20 protein-coding genes are annotated in these 20,289 nt (G+C 67.1%); 18 read left to right on the top strand and 2 right to left on the bottom strand.

The annotated features are described in order from the left end of the window. Positions 1-62 precede the first annotated feature (62 nt). The 8 genes from U1H99_RS04380 (at position 63) to U1H99_RS04345 (ending at position 7,509) form a co-directional block, all read left to right on the top strand. On the top strand, positions 63-428 hold the full coding sequence (locus U1H99_RS04380) for a flagellar protein FlaG (RefSeq protein ID WP_323140525.1): 366 nt from the start codon (positions 63-65) through the stop codon (positions 426-428). 170 nt (positions 429-598) lie between these two features. Continuing rightward, a complete protein-coding gene (fliD, locus tag U1H99_RS04375) occupies positions 599-3,250 on the top strand; it encodes a flagellar filament capping protein FliD (protein WP_323140524.1) in 2,652 nt (883 codons plus the stop codon). 27 nt (positions 3,251-3,277) lie between these two features. Continuing rightward, entirely contained in the window at positions 3,278-3,736 is a 459-nt protein-coding gene (fliS, locus tag U1H99_RS04370) for a flagellar export chaperone FliS (RefSeq protein ID WP_323140523.1), read from the top strand. Positions 3,737-3,740: 4 nt separating this feature from the next. Beyond that, positions 3,741-4,067 (top strand): flagellar protein FliT, encoded by a 327-nt coding sequence (locus U1H99_RS04365; RefSeq protein WP_323140522.1) that lies wholly within the window; start codon positions 3,741-3,743, stop codon positions 4,065-4,067. An 11-nt stretch (positions 4,068-4,078) separates the two neighbouring features. Continuing rightward, entirely contained in the window at positions 4,079-5,212 is a 1,134-nt protein-coding gene (fliK, locus tag U1H99_RS04360; protein ID WP_323140521.1) for a flagellar hook-length control protein FliK, read from the top strand. Further along, entirely contained in the window at positions 5,205-5,564 is a 360-nt protein-coding gene (locus U1H99_RS04355; RefSeq protein WP_323140520.1) for an EscU/YscU/HrcU family type III secretion system export apparatus switch protein, read from the top strand. The genes fliK and U1H99_RS04355 overlap by 8 nt, the downstream gene beginning before the upstream one ends. Beyond that, positions 5,548-6,303, top strand: a complete 756-nt coding sequence (locus tag U1H99_RS04350; RefSeq protein WP_323140519.1) for a flagellar brake protein — start codon at positions 5,548-5,550, stop codon at positions 6,301-6,303. Before U1H99_RS04355 ends, U1H99_RS04350 begins: the two co-directional genes overlap by 17 nt. A gap of 318 nt (positions 6,304-6,621) precedes the next feature. Continuing rightward, complete coding sequence (locus U1H99_RS04345; RefSeq protein ID WP_323140518.1) at positions 6,622-7,509, top strand: SDR family oxidoreductase; 888 nt, start codon at positions 6,622-6,624, stop codon at positions 7,507-7,509. A gap of 25 nt (positions 7,510-7,534) precedes the next feature. On the opposite strand, the gene U1H99_RS04340 is transcribed toward U1H99_RS04345, so the two are convergent. Continuing rightward, positions 7,535-9,757, bottom strand: coding sequence for a TonB-dependent siderophore receptor (locus tag U1H99_RS04340; RefSeq protein ID WP_323140517.1), 2,223 nt, complete (start codon positions 9,755-9,757; stop codon positions 7,535-7,537). Positions 9,758-9,913: 156 nt separating this feature from the next. On the opposite strand from U1H99_RS04340, the gene U1H99_RS04335 reads away from it, so the two are divergent. Genes U1H99_RS04335 through U1H99_RS04325 form a run of 3 tightly spaced genes read left to right on the top strand, consistent with a single transcriptional unit; the run spans position 9,914 to position 12,227 of the window. Beyond that, a complete protein-coding gene (locus tag U1H99_RS04335; RefSeq protein WP_323140516.1) occupies positions 9,914-10,264 on the top strand; it encodes an iron transporter in 351 nt (116 codons plus the stop codon). Next, a complete protein-coding gene (locus tag U1H99_RS04330) occupies positions 10,261-11,865 on the top strand; it encodes a PepSY-associated TM helix domain-containing protein (RefSeq protein WP_323140515.1) in 1,605 nt (534 codons plus the stop codon). The genes U1H99_RS04335 and U1H99_RS04330 overlap by 4 nt, the downstream gene beginning before the upstream one ends. Next, positions 11,862-12,227: a DUF3325 domain-containing protein gene (locus tag U1H99_RS04325; RefSeq protein ID WP_323140514.1), complete on the top strand. Its 366-nt coding sequence runs from the start codon at positions 11,862-11,864 to the stop codon at positions 12,225-12,227. Before U1H99_RS04330 ends, U1H99_RS04325 begins: the two co-directional genes overlap by 4 nt. Before the next feature lie 87 nt (positions 12,228-12,314). Here the strand turns inward: U1H99_RS04325 and fliE are convergent, their stop codons facing one another. After that, entirely contained in the window at positions 12,315-12,713 is a 399-nt protein-coding gene (gene fliE, locus U1H99_RS04320) for a flagellar hook-basal body complex protein FliE (RefSeq protein WP_323140513.1), read from the bottom strand. A 190-nt stretch (positions 12,714-12,903) separates the two neighbouring features. On the opposite strand from fliE, the gene fliF reads away from it, so the two are divergent. From fliF to fliL, 7 genes are all read left to right on the top strand, one after another. Further along, positions 12,904-14,583, top strand: coding sequence for a flagellar basal-body MS-ring/collar protein FliF (fliF, locus tag U1H99_RS04315; protein WP_323140512.1), 1,680 nt, complete (start codon positions 12,904-12,906; stop codon positions 14,581-14,583). Continuing rightward, entirely contained in the window at positions 14,583-15,587 is a 1,005-nt protein-coding gene (gene fliG / locus U1H99_RS04310; protein WP_141832569.1) for a flagellar motor switch protein FliG, read from the top strand. Before fliF ends, fliG begins: the two co-directional genes overlap by 1 nt. After that, the gene (locus tag U1H99_RS04305; RefSeq protein ID WP_323140511.1) at positions 15,587-16,345 is read left to right on the top strand and encodes a flagellar assembly protein FliH; all 759 of its coding nucleotides are present in this window, start codon (positions 15,587-15,589) and stop codon (positions 16,343-16,345) included. The genes fliG and U1H99_RS04305 overlap by 1 nt, the downstream gene beginning before the upstream one ends. Positions 16,346-16,361: 16 nt before the next feature. Then, on the top strand, positions 16,362-17,750 hold the full coding sequence (fliI, locus tag U1H99_RS04300) for a flagellar protein export ATPase FliI (protein ID WP_185748593.1): 1,389 nt from the start codon (positions 16,362-16,364) through the stop codon (positions 17,748-17,750). A 37-nt stretch (positions 17,751-17,787) separates the two neighbouring features. Next, positions 17,788-18,228, top strand: a complete 441-nt coding sequence (fliJ, locus tag U1H99_RS04295; protein WP_323140510.1) for a flagellar export protein FliJ — start codon at positions 17,788-17,790, stop codon at positions 18,226-18,228. Positions 18,229-18,302: 74 nt separating this feature from the next. Next, complete coding sequence (locus U1H99_RS04290; protein ID WP_323140509.1) at positions 18,303-19,622, top strand: flagellar hook-length control protein FliK; 1,320 nt, start codon at positions 18,303-18,305, stop codon at positions 19,620-19,622. 125 nt (positions 19,623-19,747) lie between these two features. Then, positions 19,748-20,269, top strand: coding sequence for a flagellar basal body-associated protein FliL (gene fliL / locus U1H99_RS04285; RefSeq protein WP_323140508.1), 522 nt, complete (start codon positions 19,748-19,750; stop codon positions 20,267-20,269). Positions 20,270-20,289: the final 20 nt, after the last annotated feature.

The raw sequence follows: 20,289 nt of genomic DNA, 5'->3' as shown, positions 1-20,289 counted from the left end.
CCGTGGTAAATGATTCCTCGGCTGAAGAAATTCAGCCGGGGAATTTTTCGTAGGGAGACCCCATGCACATCCAGCCCCTCGGCACCGCCGCCGTCATCAAGCCGGACGAGCGCGCCACCGGCGCCGTCGAACCGGCGGCCGCGGTCGCGGCCGCCACCAGTACCGGCGCCATCGGCAAATCCGCCGCCGATGGCGCCCCCGCCTCGCGTGCCGAACTGACGGACGCGGTCAAGAAGATCAACGACGCCATGCAGGTATCGTCGCAAAGCCTGCAGTTCTCGATCGACGAGGACAGCAAGCAGATCGTCGTCAAGGTGATCGACCAGGACACCAAGGAAGTGGTGCGCCAGATGCCGTCCCAGGAAGCGCTCGAGATCGCCAAATCGATCGACAAGATGCGTGGCCTGCTGATCGACCACACCGCCTGAGCCGCATTCCGCGCCTCGCATGCAGCCGCTGCCCCTCGCGGGCCCGGCTGCATTTTTTTCGCCTGGACCGCTCAGCCGTACAAAACAGAATTAAGCTGGTTTTCCTGCTCTCAAGAACGATTTGCTTCTGTCGATAATGACTTACATTATCGCTTTCACTGGAGAAACAAATGGGAGTTAGCTCAGCGGGTATCGGTTCGGGTCTCAACGTCGACAGCCTAGTCAAGAGCCTGATGGCGGCCGAGTCGGCTCCCCTGGACAATTACGACAACAAGACCGCCGCCTACCAGAACAAGCTGGCGGCGTACGGCAAGGTCGGCACGGCGGTCGGCACCTTCCAGGCTGCCCTGACCTCGCTAAATTCGTCCTCGACCTTCAGCGCGCTGTCCACCACCTCCAGCAACAAGGACGTGCTGACCGCCACCACCGGCGACGGCGCGGTCGCGGGCAAGTACAAGGTCAACGTCACCCAGCTGGCCCAGGCGCAGAGCCTGGTCAGCGGCGGCAAGGCCAGCACCAGCGCCATGATCGGCGCCGGCGCCAAGACCGTCCTGACCTTCCAGTTCGGCAGCACGACCGGCGGCACCTTCGGGGTGGCGGGCAGCGCGCTGGGGCCGGGCGTCGCCTCGTCGGGCATCGGCGGCGGCTCGCTGAGCATCAACGGCACCGCCATCTCCACCAACGGCACGACCCGCAGCGCGCGCGAACTGGCCGCCGTCATCAACGACGAAAGCGACGTCACCGGCGTCATCGCCAAGACCGGCACCACCACCACCGCGGCCAACCTGTTCAAGGATTTCGGCACGGTCGCCATCCCCGCCGGCGGCAGCGGCAACTACAAGCTGTCGGTGGGCGGCGTCGACCTGGCCGCGGCCAGCGGCACCGATACGGTCAGCGCGGCCACGCTCGACACCAGCCTGGCCAGCAGCGCCACCCGCAACGCGCTGGCGGCGGCCAACATCACCGTGACCGGCTCCGCCGCCGACGGCACCCTGCAGTTCCTGGCGGCCGATGGTTCGAACATCGCCGTGACCGAAAGCGTCAGCGGCGACGTCACCGGCGGCATCGGCCTGGCGGCCGGCAGCGCCAACAAGGGTTCGTCGGTCACCGCGACCGCCGGCGTCACCCTGAGCTCGTCCGACGGCAGCCAGATCGTCGTCGGCGGCACCAATCCGGCCCTGGCCGGCCTCGCCGCGGGCAGCAACGGCAGCTACATCGGCGCCGGCTTCAGCCAGGACGGCACCCAGAACATGGGCACGGTCACGCTCGACACCAAGGACCAGTCGCTGCAGGGCATCCGCGACGCCATCAACAAGGCCAACGTCGGCGTCACGGCGACCATCGTCTCGGACGGCGGCGCCAACCCGTACCACCTGGTGGTCACCTCGAACAAGACCGGTGCCAGCTCGTCCATGAAGATCAGCGTCGGCGGCGACGGCGACCAGGCGCCCGACGCCGCGATCGCGGCCCTGATGGGCTACGATCCGGCCGGCACCCAGGGCCTGACCCAGACCACCGGCGCCCAGGATACCAAGCTCACCATGAACGGCATCGAAGTCAGCAGCAAGGGCACCACGGTAGCCGATGCGATCCAGGGCGTCAGCCTGGACGTGTCCACGCTCGGCAGCAGCACGCTGACGGTATCCAAGGACACCGGCAAGGTGTCGGACTCGATCAACGCCTTCGTCAAGGCCTACAACACGCTGAACTCGACCATCGCCGGCCTGACCGGCTACAACGCCGACACCAAGACCGGTGGCGCGCTGCAGGGCGATTCCTCGGTGCGCTCGATCCAGTCGCAGCTGCGGCGCCAGCTGTCGGCATCGGTCGAAGGCCTGGGCGGCAAGCTGACCACGCTGAGCCAGGTCGGCATCTCGTTCCAGAAGGACGGCAGCTTGGCGGTCGACTCGACCAAGCTGAACGACGCGATCGCCAACAACTTCGGCGACATCGGCGGCCTGTTCGCGGCGATGGGTTCGGCCAGCGACGGCGGCATCAGCTTCGACAAGTCGACCGCCGCCACCAAACCCGGCGAATACCCGATCAACATCACCAAGATGGCCACCCAGGGCACGGCGACCGGCAGCAAGGCCTTGACCGGCTCGACCCGGATCACCGCCAATACCACCTGGACCGTGACGCTGAACCAGACCACCCCGGTATCCGACAAGAAGGTGCAGAACATCGCGATCCCGGCCGGCGTCTACGACAACACCCAGCTGGCCGCGGTCCTGCGCGCCGCGATCAACGGCAACACCACGTTCGCGGGCGCCGGCGATGCGGTGGAAACGAAAGTCGATGCGTCCGGCAAGCTGTCGCTGTCCTCGAGCAAATTCGGCGAGCTGTCGAACATCTCGCTGGCCTCGGTCACCGGCACCAGCATCGACGACATCCTCGGCGCCGTCACCACCAGCGCCGGCGAAGATGTGGAAGGCACGATCGGCGGCGTGGCCGCGACCGGCAACGGCCAGACCCTGACCGCGGCCGGCGGTTCCAACGCCGAGGGCATCCAGCTGACGATCAAGAGCGGCGCCGTCGGCGACCGCGGCAGCGTGACCTTCTCGCAGGGGTATGCCTACCAGTTGACCAACCTGTCGACCAGCTTCACCGGCAAGGGCAGCATCTTGCAGAGCAAGACCGACGGCTTGAACGTCAGCATCAAGTCGGTCGCCGACCAGCGCGACAAGTTCAGCGAGCGCCTGACCGCGATCGAAGCGCGCTACCGCGCCCAGTTCACCTCGCTCGATACCATGCTGTCGTCGATGCAGAGCACACAGAGTTACCTGACCCAGCAGCTCGCGGCAATCGCAGCGAACCGCTAATACCTGGATTTTTTGGAGAATCAAACGATGTTTGGAACCATGAAACGCGGCGTGAATGCCTACGCCAACGTGGGCCTCGAAACCGGCGTCGCCTCGGCTTCGCCGCTCAAGCTGATCATCATGCTGTACGACGGCGCGCTGGCGGCCCTGCTCGGCGCCAAGGCCAACATGGCGGCCGGGAATATCGCGGCCAAGGGTTCGGCGATCTCGAAGGCGATCACGATCATCGACAATGGCCTGCGCGCCTCGCTCGACAAGGCTGCCGGCGGCGAGATCGCCGACAACCTGGACGCGCTGTACGACTACATGACGCGCCGCCTGCTCGAGGCCAACCTGAACAACGACGTCGGCATGGTCGAGGAAGTCCACCGCCTGCTGGCCGACCTGCGCAGCGCCTGGGTCTCGATCGGCGACAAGGCCGAGCAGCCGGCAGCCATGGCCGCCGCCACGGCGATGCCGAAAGCCCCGACGATGGTCAGCGCCTGAGGACATGATGAACGGACAAGAAGTCGTATCGCTGTACGAAGCCATGGTCGGCATCACCGACCAGATGCTCACCGCCGCCACCGCCAGCGACTGGGACCGCCTGGCCACGCTCGAGCTCCAGTGCGCCGCCTGCGTGCGCCAGCTGAAGGCGAACGGCGATGCCCAGCCGCTGGCGGCGCAGGAGCGCAGCCGCAAGGTCGACGCCATCCGCAGGATGCTGGCAGCCGACCGCCAGATCCGCGACCTGACCCAGCCGTGGATGGCCAAACTGTCCGCCATGATCAACAACAAGGGCACCGAACGCCGCGTCGCGCGCGCCTACGGTATCTGAAGCCACACTAGATGCTGCCGCGCGATTCCTTGCCGCTGTCCCAGGTCGCGCGTACCGCGGCCACGGTGCCGGTCGCCGATCCGCGCCAGCAAGCCTTCCAGCGCGCCTTCACCGGCATGGTCGGCCAGTCGATGCAGGCCGAGGTGCTGTCGACACTGCCGGACGGCTCGTTCGTCGTGCGCGTCAACGACACCGCGGCGCGCATGCCCCTGCCGGGCAATGCCCAGGTCGGCAGCCAGGTGGCGCTGACCCTGGTCGCGGTGACGCCGCGCCCGACCTTCCAGGTCGGCAGCGGCGCGCCGGCGTTTGCGGAAGCAGGACCGGCGCCCGAGGAGGGCAAGCCCGCCGGCGCGCCGCTGGCTTACCTGCAAGGCAAGGACGCCGCCGCGCTGGCGCGCACCTCGGCGCTGCTGGCCCAGACCCGCACCATGGCCGGCCTCGGCGCCGGCGCCGCCAGCGACGCCAACACCTCCATCAGCAGCGCTGGCAAGACGCTCGGCGACATCATTGCCGCCGCCCAGAACGCCGGCACCCCTGCCACCGCGGCGCTCGGCCGCACGCCGCTGCTCGGCGCCGCCAGCCTCGACGCCGGCAGCATCGCCGGCGCGCTGCAGGAAGGCATGGGCAAGAGCGGCCTGTTCTACGAATCGCACGTGGCCGAGTGGGCGCAGGGCGCGCGCTCGATGACCGACCTGGCGCAGGAACCGCAGGCGCAGGGACGCATGCCCTCGCCTTCCGATCCGGCCACCGCCCAGTTCATCAACATGCAGCTGACCGCGCACGAGCAGGCGCGCGTGGCCTGGCAGGGCCAGTTATGGCCGGGCCAGGAAATGCGCTGGGAGGTGGAGCGCGACGCATCCGACGGCGGCGCAGCCGGCGACGAGGAAGGCGGCACCTGGCAGAGCCGGCTGACGCTGCGCTTCGGCGCGCTCGGCGAGGTCGCGGCGCGCGTGGTGCTGTCGGGCGACCAGCTGCACATCCGCCTGGACGCCGCCAGTGCGGACGCCGGCCAGCGCATGGAGGCGCAGCGCGCGCGCCTGGAGCAGGCGCTCGATGCGGCGGGGATGCCGCTGTCGACGCTGGCGATCCACGCCGCGCCTGCACCTGCAACTGCGCCCGCGCCTGGGGCGGACAGCGATGGATAAGAAGACGGCGGCCCGGCGCCAGAACGCCGTCGCGCTGGCTTATGGCGCCGGCCAGCCGGCGCCGCGCGTCGTGGCCAAGGGCCAGGGCCTGGTCGCCGAACAGATCATCGGACGCGCCCGCGACGCCGGCGTGTTCGTGCACGAATCGAAGGAACTCGTGGCCCTGCTGATGGAGGTCGATCTCGACCGCCAGATCCCGCCCGGCCTGTACCGCGCCATTGCCGAACTATTGGCGTGGCTTTATTATATTGAGTCGGCGCAAGCCACCGGCGGCGCAGCGCCGCCGGCGCCGGACACGGCGCGACTCCTCCCACCCAAAGCCCCGGTTGGAACAGATGCAAGCAATCACTGAAGCAGAATTGGAAAGCTGGCACGACTATGAAGTCGAGTCGCGCAGGGAGATCGTCGCCCTGTTGCGCCAGATCTCGGAAAAGAAGCAGTTGATCCGGATGCTGGTCAAGGGCGAAGGCGACGTCTGCGTCACCTCGCTGCTGGACGTCGATCCGGACGACGGCAGCATCGTCCTCGACCGCTCGATCAGCCAGGAGCAGAACGCGCGCATCATCGCCGCGCCCAAGGTGATGTGCGAGACCTCGCTCGACAAGATCCGCATCCTGTTCCACGTGAGTAACCTGCGCGAGACCCGCTACGACGGCAGCATTGCCCTCGCCGCCGACCTGCCGCCCCGGCTGATCCGCCTGCAGCGGCGCGAGTTCTACCGCATGGCGACGCCGGTGACCACCCCGGTGCGCGCCACCATCCCGCTGCCGGCGGCACTCGGCGGCGGCACCACCGTGCTGCCGCTGGCCGACATCAGCTGCGGCGGCATCTCTCTCCTCGACAACAAGCACCAGCTCGGTTCGACGATCGGCGAAACCTTCGCCAACTGCCGCATCGAGGTGCCGGACGTCGGCCCGGTCACGACCTCGCTGCAGATCCGCAATGCGCTCGAGATGACGCTGCTGAACAACAAGACCACGCGCCGCCTCGGCTGCCAGTTCGTCGACATCTCGCGCGCCAACATGGCCGCGGTACAGCGCTACATCACCAAGCTCGAGCGCGAACGCAACGCCCGCCTGGCCGGGCACTGACCGAATTCGGGGTCAGAGCAGATTCACTCGACAATTCGGGGTCAGAGCCCGATTTTTGGAAATAGCTTTTAGGTAAAAATAACGAGGCCGCTGTCGCTCCGTCCGGAAGGGCGGGACGACAGCGGCCTTTTTTGTTACCGAAATCAATTGATTCCAAAAGTGCTCCGCCCCCGAATGCGCGCGCGATTCTGCTCTGACCCCGAATTTGCTGACCCCGAATTTGCGGGCACTGAGCACGCCGCGGCCGGGCGGCTGCGCGGCGCTGCCCGCTGCGGGTTCCTGTTATGTTGGCGTTGTCAAACAACGCCGGAGCCGCCGATGCCGCCTTCCCTCAAGCCCCTCAACCAGCAAGTCATCGTCATCACCGGCGCCTCCAGCGGCATCGGCCTGGCCACGGCCCAGGATGCGGCCAAGGCCGGCGCGCGGATGGTGCTGGCCGCGCGCAGCGGCGATGTGCTGGAAGCGATCGTCGCTACGCTCGAGAAGCAGGGGCACGAGGCGATCCACGTGGTGGCCGACGTCGCCGAGCGCGAGGGGGTGCAGCGCATCGCCGATGCCGCCATCGAGCGCTTCGGCCGCATCGATACCTGGGCCAACGTGGCCGGCGTCTCGATCTACGGCAAGATCGAGGACGTGACGGAAGCCGACGCCCGGCGCCTGTTCGACGTGAATTTCTGGGGCATGGTGCACGGTTCGCTGGTGGCCCTGCCCCACTTGCGCCGGCATGGCGGCGCCCTGATCAACGTCGGCAGCGAGGCCAGCGAGGTCGCGGTGCCGCTGCAGGGCATGTATTCGGCCAGCAAGCATGCGGTGAAAGGGTTTACCGATGCGCTGCGCATCGAGGTGGCCGGCGTCGACGCTGCCCCGGTCTCGATCACGCTGATCCAGCCGACCGCGGTCAACACGCCGCTGCCCGAGCATGCGCGCAACTACCTCGACCGCCAGCCCAAGCTGCCCACGCCCCAGCTCGACCCGCACCGGGTGGCGGCCGCAATTTTGGAAGCGGCGCAGACGCCCACGCGCGACGCCAAGGTCGGCCTGATGGCGGCGCTCGACGTGGCGGTCGAGAAAATGGTGCCGGCGCTGGCCGACCAGGTGGCGGTGCTGCAGGTGCCGCGCCAGCAGCGCGACGAAGCGCCGCGCGATCCGGTCGGGAACCTGTTCCGGGCCCAGGGCGACGGCGTCGTCTACGGGCGCGGCGGCTGAGCGCCGGCCGCGCCGCGCCTTCGCCTCAGAACTTCGCGCGCAGCGACACCAGCACGTTGCGCGGGTCGCCGTAGTAGTTGCTGATGCCGGTCGGGGCGTACTTGGCGTAATACACCTTGTCGGCCAGGTTGTTGATATTGGCCTGCATCGACCAGGTCGGATTGAAGCGGTAGCCCGCCATCGCGTTGAACACCGCGTAGGCGCCCTGCGTCGAGGTCAGCGCGCCGGCGCGCACGTAGCTGTCGCTCTGGGCCTGCACGCCGCCGCCGAAGGTCCATCCGGTCAACATGCCGTCCGGGCGCCAGGTTGCGAATACGCGCAGCAGGTGCTTCGGATCGATGCTGCGCAGCGGCTGGCCGACGTTCGATGCCGTGCCGTCGCTCAGGTATTTGGTCTGCGTGTTGGTGAAACCACCCTGCAACTCGACACCCGGCCACACTTCGCCCGACATCTCCAGTTCCCAGCCCTGGCTGCGCTGCCTGCCGCCGTCGATGTAGCAGTAGCCGGTCGGGTACCACGGCCGACACGGATTGGCGCCGGCCAGGTCCTGGGTTGCCTTGCCTTCGTTATCGATGCGGAACGCGGACAGCGAGCCGGTCAGGCGACCGCCGAAGAATTCGCCCTTCAGGCCCGCTTCATAATCCTTGCCCTCGACCGGCTTCAGGATGTTGCCGCCGGCATCCTTGAAGTTCTGCGGCGTGAAGATCTCGGTATAGCTGGCATACGCCGTGACACGTTTGTTGAGGTCGTAGGTAACGCCGGCGTACGGCGTGGTCTGGCGTTTGATCTTGTAGTTGCCAGCCGGCGCGGTCGGCACTTCGTACTCCCACCAGCTCAGGCGTGCTCCCAGCAGCACCGCCAGCGGATCGGTGAGCGACAGGCGCGTGGTCGCGTAGACGCCGCGCTGGCTGGTCTGGTTGCCCGGCGAAGAATAGGCGGTCGATCCCACCGCGGTGATCGCCGGCTGGGGCGCGCTGGTGTATGGATTCCAGGTGCGGATGTCGACGTTGCTCACCGGTCCCAGGTTGTAGTAACCGCGGGTGCCGATGGTGTCGACATCCAGGCTCTCGGCCCCCACCACCAGTGTATGCTTGCGACCGAAAGCCTCGAACGGACCGTCGGCGACGACCGAGAACGCGCGCTGGTTACTGGTATCGCCGGTATAGGCCGAGGTGCTGACGTCGAACAGGTAGGGATTGGTGGCGCCGGCGCGCCGCGTGAAATACGATTGCAGGAAGCCCCACGGCTTGATCTTCAGGCCGGTGTAGGCGGCGCTGGCCTTGACGTTCCAGCCGTTACCGAAGGCCTGGTTCAATTCCAGCAGCGCCTGGTCGTTGTAGCGGTTCCAGCGATTCCACACCGTGCCCAGGTAAGTCGAGCGCGGCAGGTTCAGGGATCTGCCGTCGATGTGGGACGGCAGGTTGCCCCAGGCGCCGGTGGCGTCGAGGTCGGTGTGCTGCAGGCTGGCGGTGAGCGTCGTGGTCGGCGTCAGGTCGGCTTCGACCACCGCATACAGCACTTCGCGGTCTTCCTTGCGCGCCTCCTGGAAAAATTCCTTCTTGTCCTTGACGGCGACCACGCGGCCGCGGACGGTGCCGGCCGCGTTCAGCGGACTCGAGACGTCGGCTTCGATGCGGCGGCGGTCCCAGCTGCCGACGATCGCCGCCGCGCTGGCCTGGAAGGTCCTGGTGGGACGCTTGCGCACCAGGTTGACGGCCGCCGAGGGGTTGCCGGAGCCGCGCAGCATGCCGGACGCCCCGCGCAGCACTTCGATACGGTCGAGCACGGCGGTGTCCGGCTGGACGAACATGGTGCCGGCCTGGTTGATCGTCAGGCCGTCGACCTGCAACGCATCGATCTGGTAGCCCCGCGAAAAATAGTTGACGCGTTCGCTGTCGGTGTAGTCAACCGTCACGCCCGGCAGATTGCGCATTACGTCGTGCAGGTCGGGCAGCACCCGGTCGTCGAGAAACTGGCGCGTCAGCACGGTCACCGGCTGCGGCACGTCGCGGACGTCGTCGATCCCCTTGAACACCGACGCATTGCGCCCGGCGAAGCCGTCGTTGGCAGTGGTGCCGGTCACGGTGACGGTCGCGACCGGGCGCTCGGCGACATTCCCGGCGGCGGGTTCCACTTCGCCGGCATGGACGCCATGCAGGACGAATGCCGTGCACAGCATCGCGGCCCCGGCGGTGCGACGCAGCGGGAATGGAAAGGATGGGACGACCTCGGCGTGCGGGCGATACATAGACGACTCCTGGATAGGGGTGGAACCACCTGCAAATGGATAAATAAGAATCATTCGCAAATGAGAATAACTCGCAATTATATTCATGACAGTTCCATAAGTCCATGCTTATAATGAGACTCATTCTCATTTACGCATCCTGCTTCCTTGTATTCCATGACTCCCATTTCTTCCCATGCGGCGCCTGCTCCGCGCCCGAATGCCGGTCGGGCTTCCGGCACCGGCCTGCGCTACCGTGCCGGCGTGGCATCGCGTACCGTGGCCGCGATCGGCGGCGGCTACCTGCTGGCCTCGCTCGGCACCCAGGTACTCGCCCTCGCTTTGCCGATGAACCCGATCGACAATGTGGTCACGGCCACCCTGAGCGGCCTGGCGCTGTATCCGTGCGCCGTGATGTGGTCGTTCGCGGCTGCCAGCGCCACCCGCGCCTGGCTCGGCCTGGCCGGCTCCTGCACGCTGTTGACGCTCGCGCTGCTGGCGCTGGGCGCCCTTGGAGGTCAGGCATGAAGGAAGGTTTCCGCCAGTCGATGGCTTGGCTGCACACATGGTCCGGCCTGCTAGTCGGGTGGGTCTTGTTCATGGTGTTCGCGACTGGCACCGCCAGCTACTTCCGCGACGAAATCACGCTATGGACGAAGCCGGAGCTGCACGCGGCGGCCGCAGCGCCGGCGCAGGTCAACCAGGCCAGTGCCATCGACCTGGCCCAAACGGCCCTGGCACAGCGCGCCGGTGCCAGCCGCCGCTGGTTCATCACCATGCCGACCGCGCGCAACCCGGCGCTGGAAGCGAGCTGGGTACCGGCACCGCCAAAGGGTGCCGACCCGGCCGTGCGGCCAAAACGGCGCGCGTTCGGCAGCATGACCCTGGACCCGGCCTCCGGCCGGGAACTGGGCGCGACACGGGCGACCCGCGGCGGCGATTTCTTCTTCCGCCTGCATTTCGACCTGCACTACATGCCGGCGGTCTGGGGGCGCTGGATCGTCGGCGTCTGCGCGATGTTCATGCTGGTGGCGATCCTGTCCGGCATCGTCACCCATAAACGCATTTTCAAGGATTTTTTCACCTTCCGTCCGGCCAAGGGCCAGCGCTCCTGGCTCGACGCGCACAACGTCAGCGCCGTGCTGGCCCTGCCCTACCACCTGATGATCACCTATACCGGCCTGGTGACGCTGATGTTCATGTACATTCCGGCGGGGGTGCAGGCGGTCTACCAGGACCGGACCGACGCCTTCTACGCCGACCTCAACGGCGGCCCGGCCGGCAACGCCAAGCCGTCGCGCGAACCGGCGCCGCTGGCGCCGCTGGGTCCGATGCTGGCGGAGGCCAGCCGCATCTGGCACGGCGCGCCGGTCGGCCGCGTCACGGTGACCAATCCGGGCCATGCCAACGCCACGGTCAGCCTGGTGCTGCAGGAAGGCCACGACATGACCCTGGCCTTGCCGAACCTCACCTTCGACGGCGTAACCGGCAAGCTGGCCGCCGGCACCGGCCGCGAAGCCGGCACCGCCGTGCAGACCCGCGGCGTGATGTACGGCCTGCACGTGGGACGTTTTGCCGATCCGCTGGTACGCGCGCTGTTCTTCCTGTCCGGCCTGGCCGGCTGCGCGATGGTCGCCACCGGCTTGCTGATGTGGGCGGTCAAAGAACGGCCGATTCACCTCAAGGCGCGCAAGGATGGCCGCGTCGGCGTCGGGCTGCGCCTGGTCGACGGCCTGAACCTGGGCGGCGTCGCCGGGCTGCTGCTTGCCATGCCGGTCTTCTTCTGGGCCAACCGTCTGCTGCCGGCCGGCGGTGCCGGGCGGCCGGAACTGGAGATCGCCTGGTTCTTCGCCGCCTGGGGCGCCGCCGCCCTGGCCGGCCTGGCCTTCCCCACGCGCTGGATGTGGCGCCTGCAGCTGGCGCTGGGCGGCGCACTGTTCGCACTGCTGCCGCTACTGAATCCGGCCACCGGCGGCGCCGGCCTGGCAAGCAGCCTGGCGCATGGCCTGTGGGCGGTCGCCGGCTTTGACCTGGTGACGCTGCTGCTGGGCGCATTGCTGCTCTACGCGTCGCTGCGCCTCGGGCCGCGGCCCGCGGTCAAGCCGCGCCTGGCGGGGAGCGCGGCATGAGCGGGTTGCACGATACCTTTCTGGCGCTGCTGGGATTGAGTGCGGCGCTGGCCGGTTTCTGCGCGCTCAGCCTGGCGATGGACCGCCACTGGGAACAATTGCATGGCCGCGGTGCCGCTCTCGCCGCGCGCGCCCGGCGCAAGCTGCGCCATGCGGGCTCGGTGGGATTGCTGGCGTCGCTGGCGGCCTGCATCGCCCTGCGCGGTGCAAGCCAGGGCTGGGTGGCCTGGGCCGGCATGCTGACGGCGGCGGCGGTGATGCTGGTGCTGACGCTGACCTACGCCACGCGCGGAGTGGCGCGGCTGGGGTGGAGTGCGGCGGCGGCGGCGCTGCTGGCGCTGGCCGGCACAATGATCTCCTGACCCGGGCGCCCGAATCCAGCATGCATCCCCGCCAAGGGGCCGACAAGGCCGGGGACGACAATACGAGCCAAGTTTCCGCTGCCGGCGTCACACCTGCATGTTCATGATGTCGTGATAAGCCGACACCAGCTTGTTGCGCACCTGCACCGTGGCCTGGAAGGAAATGCTGGCCTTCTGCATCGCAATCATGCTGTCGGACAGGCTGACCGAATCGTCGCCGGCGGCGAAGCGCTTGCCCATTTCGTCGGCCTGGATCTGGCTGTTGCTGACGTTTTGCAATGAGGCCTTCAGCGCATCCGAAAAGCTCACCTTGCTGGAAGACTCGGCGGCCTCGGTCCCCTTCAGCGGGTTCAGGCCGTTCAGGCCATTCAGACCGTTGATCCCGCCCGCGCCCATGGCAGGCCCGGCAGCCGGCTTCTGGGCCGCCGCCTTCAGTTGCGCCATCATCGATTCGATGCGGCTGCTGTCGATGCCACCAATGTTCATATGTGCTCCGGGATGCTTGTCGGCCCGCCCTGCGACGAGCCGGATGCTTCGATTCAGGCTGTCAGAATAGCAGCCGCCGCGCAATCGTTGCCTTGGAGGAAGACCATAAACATCCCCCTATTCCCGGGTTTGAATGTTGCCGTACGGCTTCATAATGACGGCCAATCACCTCATCCCCTTCTCACTCACCATGGCAACTGCGGAACAAGTTCTCGACAGCGATATCGACGCCCCGGACTCCAAACCGAAGTTCTGGGAAACCACGATGGGCAAGCGCGTCGTCATCGGCGGTGCCGTCGCGGGTGCGCTGGCCATCATCGCGGCGATCTGGCTGTGGAGCTCGGCGCCCGAATACAAGGTGCTGTTCTCGAACACCACCGACAAGGATGGCGGCGCGATCACCGCCTCGCTCGACCAGATGGGGGTGAAATACAAGTTTTCCGAAGGCGGCAGCGCGATCCTGGTGCCGGCCGAGCAGGTCCACGGCATCCGCCTGAAGCTGGCCGCGCAGGGCTTGCCGCGCGCCGGCAACGTCGGCTTCGAACTGCTCGAGAACCAGAAGCTGGGCACCTCGCAGTTCGTCGAGCAGGTCAACTACCAGCGTTCGCTCGAAGGCGAACTGGCCAACTCGATCCAGGCGCTGGCCGCGGTCAGCTCGGCGCGCGTGCACCTGGCGCTGCCGAAACCCTCGGTGTTCGTGCGCGACCAGAAGAACCCGACCGCGTCGGTGCTGCTCAACCTGCAGCCGGGCCGCGCGCTGGACCAGGCGCAGGTGTCCGCCATCGTGCACCTGGTGGCCTCGTCGGTACCGGAACTGACCCCGGCCAACGTGACCGTGGTCGACCAGAACGGCACCCTGCTGTCCGACACCTCGGCCAAGAACGGCAAGCAGCTCGATCCGAACCAGCTGAAGTACGTCGACATCCTGCAGCAGAACATCGTCAAGCAGGTCGAATCGATCATCGCGCCGCTGGTCGGCCAGAACAACGTGCGCGCCGAAGCGACCGCCGAAGTCGACTTCGCCCAGGTCGACACCGCCGCCGAGATGTACAAGCCGAATTCGCCGCCCGAGCCGCAGGCGATCCGCAGCCAGCAGACCTCGGAGTCGACCGGTCCCGGCAGCGGCAACCCGTCGGGCGTGCCGGGCGCGCTGTCGAACCAGCCGCCGGGCGTGGCAACGGCGCCGATCGAAGGTGGCGCACCGGCCGCCGGCCAGCAGACGACCACCGGCCCGACCAGCAAGAACGCCACCACCAATTACGAAGTCGACAAGACCGTGCGCTTCGAGCAGAAGCCGATGGGCGGCATCAAGCGCCTGACCGTGGGCGTGGTGGTCAACTACCGGCGCAGCATCGATCCCAAGACCGGCAAGGTCGTGGTGAAACCGCTGACCGGCCCCGAAGTCGCCCAGATCAACGAACTGGTGAAGCAGGCGATGGGCTACAGCCAGGCGCGCGGCGACACCCTGAACGTGACCAACGCCCCGTTCGACGGCGTCGACAAGCCGGACGAGCAGGCCCCGGACTGGTGGAAGGACCCGAGCAACCTGCCGCTGCTGAAGGACGTCGCCAAATACGTGTTCATCGCGATGGTGATCGCCTTCCTGTGGTACCGCATCCTGCGTCCGCTGTTCAAGCCGGTGATGAAGAAGTTCGACGAGGCGGTCGAGATGCCGCCGGAACCGGAACCGGAAGAGCCGGAGCCGGAACCGGAACCCGACCTGGAAGAGGAAGCCCGGGTGGCGAAGGAAGTGGAAGAGCAGAAGAAGGTCATCATCTACAAGAGCAATCTGGACATGGCCAAGACCCTGGCCCAGAATGACCCGCGTATCGTGGCTAACGTAATCAAGGAATGGTTGGGTGCTGAATAATGAGCGATAAAGACAAGGAAGCGGTCAACAAAGCGGCGATCCTGATGCTGGCCCTGGGCGAATCCGAAGCGGCCGAAGTCATGAAATTCCTCGGCCCGCGCGAGGTGCTGAAGCTGGGCGCCGCGATGGCGCAGATGAAGGCGGTGCAGCACGAGGAAGTCACCACCGTGCTGACCGAGTTCCGCGAGCGCGTCGACCTGCAGTCGACCGTCGGCCTCGATTCGGACGAATACATCCGCCAGGTGCTGACCAAGGCGCTGGGCGACGACAAGGCCGCCGTGCTGCTCAACCGTATCCTGGGCGGCAAGGACGCTTCCGGCATCGAAAGCCTGAAGTGGATGGATTCGCAATCGGTGGCGGAACTGATCCGCAACGAGCACCCGCAGATCATCGCCACCATCCTGGTCCACCTCGAGCGCGACCAGGCCTGCGAAATCCTGGCACACTTCACCGACCGCCTGCGCAACGACGTGGTGCTGCGTATCGCCACCCTGGACGGCGTGCAGCCGGCCGCACTGCGCGAGCTGAACGACGTGCTGACCAAGCTCCTGTCGGGCAACGAGCACATCAAGAAATCGTCACTGGGCGGCGTGCGCACCGCCGCCGAGATCCTGAACTTCATGAGCGGCGAGCAGGAAAACTCGGTCATGGAAAACATCAAGAACTACGACAACGACATGGCGCAGAAGATCATGGACGAGATGTTCGTGTTCGACAACATCATCGACATCGACGACCGCGGCATCCAGCTGCTGCTGCGCGAAGTGCAGTCGGAGATGCTGATCATCGCCCTGAAAGGCGCGTCGCAGGACTTGCGCGACAAGATTTTCAAGAACATGTCGCAGCGTGCCGCCGAGATGATGCGCGAAGACCTGGAATCGAAAGGTCCGGTGCGCCTGTCGGAAGTGGAAACCCAGCAGAAGCAGATTCTGCAGATCGTCCGCCGCCTGGCCGATGAAGGCCAGATCGTCCTCGGCGGCAAAGGTGAGGATTCGTTCGTCTGATGGCCATCTCGAAGGACAATGCGGCAGGATTCAAGCGCTGGGAAATGACCTCGTTCGGCGACGAACGCCCCAGCACCCTGGCCCAGCGCGCCGCCGCGCGCGACGCCGAAGCCCAGGACATGCAGGCGGCGCTCGCCGCTGCCGCCGCGGCCCGCGCGCAGGCATTGGCCGAGGCGCAGTCGGTGCCGGCGATCCCGATGCCTACCGTCGAAGAGATCGAGGCGATCCGCGAAGCGGCGCGCCAGGAAGGCTATGCCGAGGGCCACGCGGAAGGCACGGCCGCCGGCCATGCCGGCGGCTACCAGGATGGCCTGGACCAGGGCCGCGCCGAAGCCGCCGGTGAACTCACCCACCTGCAGGAACTCGCGGTCAGCTTCGGCGACGCCGTCACCGCGGCCGACGAAGCGATCTCGCACGACGTGCTGGAACTGGCGCTGCACCTGGCGCGCAACATGGTGCGCACCGCCTTCGAGGTGCGTCCCGAACTGATCATCCCGGTGGTGCGCCAGGCGGTCGACTACCTGCCGACGCTGCAGCAGCCGGCGCTGCTGGTACTGCACCCGGAAGATGCCGCGATCGTCCGCGACAGCATCGGCCCGGACCTCGAAAAAGCGGGATGGCGCATCGTCCAGGACGATGCCATCGCGCGCGGCGGCTGCCGCGTCGACACCGCAAGCAACCAGATCGACGCCCAGATCGCGTCGCGCTGGCAGCGCCTGACCCAGGCCCTGCACAAAGACCTCGACTGGCTGGCTTGAACCGATGACGACCCGCATGGATCCGCACACCGCACGCTGGAAGTCCTACCTGAACGACTGCGGCAACGTGCTCGATTTCGTCGAGCCGATGCAGGTGTCGGGCCGCGTCACCCGCGTGGCCGGCCTGGTGATGGAATGCGTCGGCCTGAAGCTGCCCGTGGGCAGCGCCTGCAGCATCCCGATCGCCAACGGCACCCGCATCGACGCCGAAGTGGTCGGCTTCGAGGGCGAGCGCCTGTTCCTGATGCCGCACAGCGACGTCGAAGGCGTGGTGCCCGGCACCCGCGTCTATCCGAACGAACCGAGCATCCCGAAGCCGGGCAGCGTCGACCACCCGCGCCGCCGTCCGGAAGACCGCGCGCGCCACCTGCCGGTGGGCTGGGGCCTGCTGGGCCGCGTGGTCGACGGCGCCGGCCGCCCGCTGGACGGCAAGGGCCCGCTCGACACCAGCGACCTCGGCCCGCTCAACGCCCGTCCGATCAACCCGCTGGAACGGGCGCCGATCTCGGAAACGCTCGACGTCGGGGTGCGCGCCATCAATGCCATGCTGACGGTCGGCCGCGGCCAGCGTCTCGGCCTGTTCGCCGGTACCGGCGTGGGTAAATCGGTGCTGCTGGGGATGATCGCGCGCTACACCACGGCCGACGTGATCGTGGTCGGCCTGATCGGCGAGCGCGGCCGCGAAGTGAAGGAATTCATCGAGCAGATCCTGGGGCCGGAAGGCCTGGCCCGTTCCGCCGTGGTGGCGGCGCCGGCCGACTCGCCGCCGCTGCTGCGCATGCAGGGCGCGGCCTATGCCACGGCGATCGCCGAGCATTTCCGCGACCAGGGCAAGAGCGTCATGCTGATCATGGATTCGCTGACCCGCTACGCGCAGGCGCAGCGCGAGATTGCGCTGGCCATCGGCGAACCGCCGGCGACGAAAGGCTATCCGCCCTCGGTGTTCGCCAAGCTGCCGGTGCTGGTCGAACGCGCCGGCAACGGGCACGAAGGCGGCGGCTCGATCACCGCCTTCTATACCGTGCTGTCCGAAGGCGACGACCAGCAGGATCCGATCGCCGATGCCGCGCGCGGTATCCTGGACGGCCACATCGTGCTGAACCGGCGGCTGGCCGAAGCCGGCCATTACCCGGCGATCGACATCGAGCAATCGATCTCGCGCGCCATGCACAACATCACCTCGCGCGACCACCAGATGGCGGCGCGCACGCTCAAGCAGCTGTACTCGCGCTACGAGCGCGCGCGCGACCTGATCACGGTGGGCGCGTATGCCGCCGGTTCCGACCCGGTGCTGGACAAGGCGATCCAGCTGCACGACCGGATCGAGGCTTTCCTGTGCCAGGAAATACACGACAACACCGACATGTTGCAGAGCTTGGGGGAATTGACCTCTCTGTTCGGCTGATTGGTTGCTGCTGGGCATCGCTATACTGTGCCTCACCATGGCCCAATCCTCCGCACTCGACACCCTGATCGACCTCGCCCAGCGCGAATCCGACAACCGCGCCAAGCGCCTCGGCGCGGCCCTGAAGGCGGTCGAGGATGGCGAACAGAAGCTGCAGATGCTGAACGGCTACCGCGACGACTACGCGCGCAAGCTGGACGCGGCGCAGCAGGCCGGCATCACGCCCTTCGCCTACCAGAATTTCATGGCCTTCCTGGGCAAGCTGGAAACCGCCATCAACGGCCAGAAGGAAGTGATCAAGCATGCCGAGTTCAAGGCCGAGATGGAACGCAAGGCCTGGCAGGAGAGCGAGCGCAAGCGCCTGTCCTACCGCACCCTGACCGAACGCGCGGCGGCCCAGAAGCTGGCCATCGACAACAAGCGCGACCAGAAGATGATGGACGACTTCGCGGCCCGCTCGGCGCGCCGCAGCAGCTGAGTCATCACGGCCTTTACCACCGACGTTATCACCCGCATTACGACCTAACACCGCTGCATCCACCGGGAGCGACCATGCAAACCAATCTCCTTTCGACCCAGTCCACCTCCGGCATCAACAACGGCAACGCGCCCGCGCGCAATGCATCGAACGGCAGCGACGGCAGCCAGTTCGGCGCCATGCTGTCGCACCAGATGGTCGAGCGCCAGGCGGCGCTGCCGCTGCCGCCGGCATCCGCGCCTGCACCGGCCCCGAAAGCCGACGCGCCCAAGCCGCAGGCCGCCGACAAGCCGGCCCAGCACGACGATGCGGCGCCCGCCTCGACCTCGACCCAGACCGCCAAGGCCGATGCCAGCGAGTCCACGGATGAGGCCGATGCCAACGCCGACCAGGCCGAGGACGACGGCGCCGCCAAGGCCGATCCGGCAGCCGAGATGCTGGCCCTGATGGCCAGCCTGCAGCAGCCGGGCCAGGACACCGCCGGCGCGGCCAAGGGCAAGGCGAGCGCCGCCAGCCAGGCCTTCGACGCCCTCGGCGGCGGCAAGACCCGGCGCGGCGACGCCCAGCTGGCGGCGCTGCAGGCGGCGATGAAATCGGTGAGCAAGGAACCCGGCAGCGACGCCGCCGGCGCGTCCGGCAAGGTGTTCAGCGCGGCCACGGTCAAGAATCCTGCCCTGGCCGCGACCGGCGCCGACCTCGGCCTCGATACCGGCAAGGCGGCCGCCGCCGATGGCGCCGACCTGCGCACCGCGCTGGATGCCGCTGCCGCCGCCGTCAAGGGCGAAGCCAAGCCGCAGCTCGACAGCGCCGACCTGGTGCTGCGCCAGGCACGCGACGCCGCGCTGCAGGCGACTGCGCAAGCCGATGCTTCGCCGGTTGCCGCTGCGCTGGCCCAGCCGGCCATGCTGGAAGCGGCCGAGGCCGCCGCCGCCGCGAGCGAAAGCCTGAGTGCCCGCGTCGGCACCAGCCAGTGGGAAAACCAGGTCGGCCAGAAGGTCGTCTACATGGTCGGCAGCGAAGAGCAGACCGCTTCGCTGACGCTGAACCCGCCGGACCTGGGACCGCTGCAGGTGGTGCTCTCGGTCAGCAACGACCAGGCCAGCGTGACCTTCTCGGCCAACCAGGAAGAAGTCCGCCAGGCCCTCGAGAACGCCCTGCCGCGCCTGCGCGAAATGATGAGCGAGAGCGGCATCGCGCTGGGCAACGCCAGCGTCAATGCCGGCATGCCGGACGGCCGCCAGGCCCCCGACCAGCAGGCGTCATCGAGCCGCGGCTTCGGACGCACGGCCGGCCGCGGCGATGAGCGCGTCGGTGGCGTGGACGATGCGGCGCCGCGGCCCGTCACGCGGACCGTGACGCTCGGCGACCGCGGGATGGTGGATACATTCGCGTAATCCACGATTTACCCCGGGTTACCCGCTCTTTTCGACCATTGCCGCTGCGCACTTTTTCCCGATAATGACATAATGACGGGAACGCACCACAGCAGACCCGAAGCACATTGAAAGCGAATCCGAAAATGAAAGCTGATCCCAAGGCGGACGCAGCAGCAGCGCCGGCAGGTGGCGGCAAAAGCAAATTGATCATCATCGTCCTGGCCGCCGTGATCGTGCTCGGCCTGGGCGGTGGCGCCGCCTGGTATTTCATGCATGGCAGCGCCGCCGAGGAAACGGCGGAAGCACCCAAGAAAGAAAAGAGCAGCAAGAAGAAGAAAAAGGATGAGCATCCGGCTGAATACCTGGCGGTCGAACCCTTCACCGTCAACCTGCAGCCGGAAAACGGCGACCAGTACCTGCAGGTCGCGTTCACGCTGCAGGTGGACGGTCCGGAGCAGGCCGAGCTCATCAAGACCAACATGGCCAAGGTGCGCAGCCGGGTCCTGCTGCTGCTGTCGGGCAAGAAGGCGTCCGAGATCAGCACCGTCGAAGGCAAGCAGCAGCTGGCCGGCGAGATCCTGGCGGTGGTCAAGGAACCGTTCGATTCGCACGGCGACGAGCAGGAAGTCTCGGACGTCCTGTTTACCTCGTTTATCATCCAATAAGCCCATTCATCGTTATCAAC

Origin of the sequence: Massilia phyllosphaerae, from assembly GCF_034659755.1 — a bacterium.
Taxonomy (GTDB): Bacteria; Pseudomonadota; Gammaproteobacteria; order Burkholderiales; family Burkholderiaceae_D; genus Telluria; species Telluria phyllosphaerae.
The sequence above is the reverse complement of the archived record's forward strand: the minus strand, read 5'-3'. Positions and strand labels throughout refer to the sequence as shown.

Coding starts and splice junctions, on each gene's coding strand:
- U1H99_RS04380 (WP_323140525.1), top strand. CDS start 63: ATGCACATCCAGCCCCTCGGCACCGCCGCCGTCATCAAGCCGGACGAG.
- fliD (WP_323140524.1), top strand. CDS start 599: ATGGGAGTTAGCTCAGCGGGTATCGGTTCGGGTCTCAACGTCGACAGC.
- fliS (WP_323140523.1), top strand. CDS start 3,278: ATGTTTGGAACCATGAAACGCGGCGTGAATGCCTACGCCAACGTGGGC.
- U1H99_RS04365 (WP_323140522.1), top strand. CDS start 3,741: ATGATGAACGGACAAGAAGTCGTATCGCTGTACGAAGCCATGGTCGGC.
- fliK (WP_323140521.1), top strand. CDS start 4,079: ATGCTGCCGCGCGATTCCTTGCCGCTGTCCCAGGTCGCGCGTACCGCG.
- U1H99_RS04355 (WP_323140520.1), top strand. CDS start 5,205: ATGGATAAGAAGACGGCGGCCCGGCGCCAGAACGCCGTCGCGCTGGCT.
- U1H99_RS04350 (WP_323140519.1), top strand. CDS start 5,548: ATGCAAGCAATCACTGAAGCAGAATTGGAAAGCTGGCACGACTATGAA.
- U1H99_RS04345 (WP_323140518.1), top strand. CDS start 6,622: ATGCCGCCTTCCCTCAAGCCCCTCAACCAGCAAGTCATCGTCATCACC.
- U1H99_RS04340 (WP_323140517.1), bottom strand. CDS start 9,757: ATGTATCGCCCGCACGCCGAGGTCGTCCCATCCTTTCCATTCCCGCTG.
- U1H99_RS04335 (WP_323140516.1), top strand. CDS start 9,914: ATGACTCCCATTTCTTCCCATGCGGCGCCTGCTCCGCGCCCGAATGCC.
- U1H99_RS04330 (WP_323140515.1), top strand. CDS start 10,261: ATGAAGGAAGGTTTCCGCCAGTCGATGGCTTGGCTGCACACATGGTCC.
- U1H99_RS04325 (WP_323140514.1), top strand. CDS start 11,862: ATGAGCGGGTTGCACGATACCTTTCTGGCGCTGCTGGGATTGAGTGCG.
- fliE (WP_323140513.1), bottom strand. CDS start 12,713: ATGAACATTGGTGGCATCGACAGCAGCCGCATCGAATCGATGATGGCG.
- fliF (WP_323140512.1), top strand. CDS start 12,904: ATGGCAACTGCGGAACAAGTTCTCGACAGCGATATCGACGCCCCGGAC.
- fliG (WP_141832569.1), top strand. CDS start 14,583: ATGAGCGATAAAGACAAGGAAGCGGTCAACAAAGCGGCGATCCTGATG.
- U1H99_RS04305 (WP_323140511.1), top strand. CDS start 15,587: ATGGCCATCTCGAAGGACAATGCGGCAGGATTCAAGCGCTGGGAAATG.
- fliI (WP_185748593.1), top strand. CDS start 16,362: ATGGATCCGCACACCGCACGCTGGAAGTCCTACCTGAACGACTGCGGC.
- fliJ (WP_323140510.1), top strand. CDS start 17,788: ATGGCCCAATCCTCCGCACTCGACACCCTGATCGACCTCGCCCAGCGC.
- U1H99_RS04290 (WP_323140509.1), top strand. CDS start 18,303: ATGCAAACCAATCTCCTTTCGACCCAGTCCACCTCCGGCATCAACAAC.
- fliL (WP_323140508.1), top strand. CDS start 19,748: ATGAAAGCTGATCCCAAGGCGGACGCAGCAGCAGCGCCGGCAGGTGGC.